The sequence below is a fragment of the Massilia sp. CT11-108 genome (assembly GCF_047302915.1).
Lineage (GTDB): Bacteria > Pseudomonadota > Gammaproteobacteria > Burkholderiales > Burkholderiaceae_D > Telluria > Telluria orientalis.
In genome coordinates this window covers 1-2,011 of record NZ_JBKYMO010000751.1, presented here as the reverse complement: position 1 = coordinate 2,011, position 2,011 = coordinate 1, and the positions used below count along the sequence as shown (strand labels likewise).

General features: G+C 69.3%; 1 protein-coding gene. It reads left to right on the top strand.

Features of this window, described 5'->3' with window-relative positions; genetic code table 11:
• Positions 1–1,902 (top strand): alpha-glucuronidase family glycosyl hydrolase (locus ACEN88_RS30260; RefSeq protein WP_413345665.1); only part of this gene is annotated, 1,902 nt, incomplete at its 5' end.
• Between the last annotated feature and the right edge of the window lie 109 nt (positions 1,903–2,011).

The following is a 2,011-nucleotide window of genomic DNA, read 5'->3' as shown; positions in this document are numbered from 1 at the left end:
GTCCTCGCCCGCGCCACGCTCCCGGCGGGCCTGGCCGACGCGGATGCCGTGCGCCGCGACCTCGCCACCGTCGGTCCTGAAGGCTATGTCGTGCGTCGCACGCGCCAGGGTGGCGTCCCCATCACGCTGATCGCGGCGAACTCCGACGTCGGCCTCCTGTACGGCAGCTTCGCGTGGCTGCGCCAGCTGCAACTGGGCACCGCGCCCGACAGCATCGCGCTCGCCGACAAGCCGGCGCTGCCCCTCCGGGTGCTGAACCACTGGGACAACCTGGACCGCACCGTCGAACGCGGCTACGCGGGCGAATCGATCTGGAACTGGTGGGAGCTCCCCAACATCGTCGACCCGCGCTACACGGACTACGCGCGCGCCAACGCGTCGCTCGGCATCAACGGCTCGGTCCTCAACAACGTCAACGCGAAGGCCGAGGTGCTGAGCCCCGCGTTCATCGCCAAGGCGGCCGCCATCGCGAACGTGCTGCGCCCGTACGGCATCCGCGTCTATCTCTCCGTGCGCTGGTCGACGCCGCTGGAACTGAAGGAGACGAAGACGGCCGATCCGCTCGACCCCGCCGTCGCGGCGTGGTGGGCGCGCAAGGCGGACGAGATCTACCGCACCATTCCCGATTTCGGCGGCTTCCTCGTCAAGGCCAATTCGGAAGGCCAGCCCGGCCCGCAGGACTATGGCCGCAACCACGCGGACGGCGCCAACATGCTGGCGCGTGCGCTCGCGCCGCACAAGGGCATCGTGATGTGGCGCGCCTTCGTCTACAACCCGCCCGCGCACCCGAACCAGGTCAGCGACCGCGCGGCGCAAGCGTACGACCAGTTCAAGCCGCTGGACGGCAAGTTCGACAAGAACGTACTCGTGCAGGTGAAGAACGGCGCCATCGACTTCCAGCCGCGCGAACCGGCGCACCCGCTGTTCGGCGCGATGCCGGACACGCCGCTCGTGATGGAATTCCAGGTGACGAAGGAATACCTCGGCTTCGCCACGCACCTCGTCTACCTCGGCCCCCTGTTCCAGGAAACGCTGCGCTTCGATACCCGCGCCGGGGGGACGCCCATGACCGTGGCGCGCGTACTGGAAGGCGCGCAGGACGGGCATGTCGGCGGCATCGCCGGCGTCGCGAACATCGGATCGAGCCGCAACTGGACGGGCTCCACGTTCGACCAGGCCAACTGGTACGCCTACGGCCGCCTCGCCTGGAACCCGGACCTGGACAGCCGCGCCATCGCACGCGAATGGGCGGGCCAGACGTTCGCGCCGGACGCGCGCGTCGTCGATCCGGTCGTCGCCATGATGATGCGCTCGCGCGAAGCCGTCGTCGACTACATGACGCCCCTCGGCCTGCACCACATCATGGGCACCGGCCACCATTATGGTCCCGCGCCGTGGGTCGACGACCTGGGCCGCGCCGACTGGAACCCCGTCTACTACCACCGCGCCGACAGGAACGGCATCGGCTTCGACCGCACTGCGAAAGGCAGCAATGCCGTGGCCCAGTACGCGCCCGAGGTCGCGCGCCGCTTCGCCGACCCGGCCACGACGCCGCAGGAGTTCCTGCTGTGGTTCCACCACCTGCCGTGGGACTACCGCATGCCGGACGGCCGCACGCTGTGGACCGACCTGATTGCGCACTACGACCACGGCGTGGCCGAAGTGACGGCGATGCAAGCCGAATGGCAGCGCCTGCGCCCGTTCGTGGATGCGCAGCGCTTCAACGACGTCGCCCAGCGCCTGGCCCAGCAACAGCGCGAGGCCGTATGGTGGCGCGACGCGTGCATCGCGTACTTCCAGCACCAGTCCGGCCTGCCGCTGCCGGCCGGCGTGCGCGCGCCCGCGCAACCCCTCGAGTACTACCGGAAGCAAGTGTTCCCGTTCGCGCCCGGCCACGGCTGAACCGTTTTCTCCCCACCACGCAAAACAGAAGGATTCATACAGAATGACTACGAGACGAGAGATCATCCAGGCGCTCGCCGGCGCCGCCCTGCTGCCGGCCGCCCTCCCG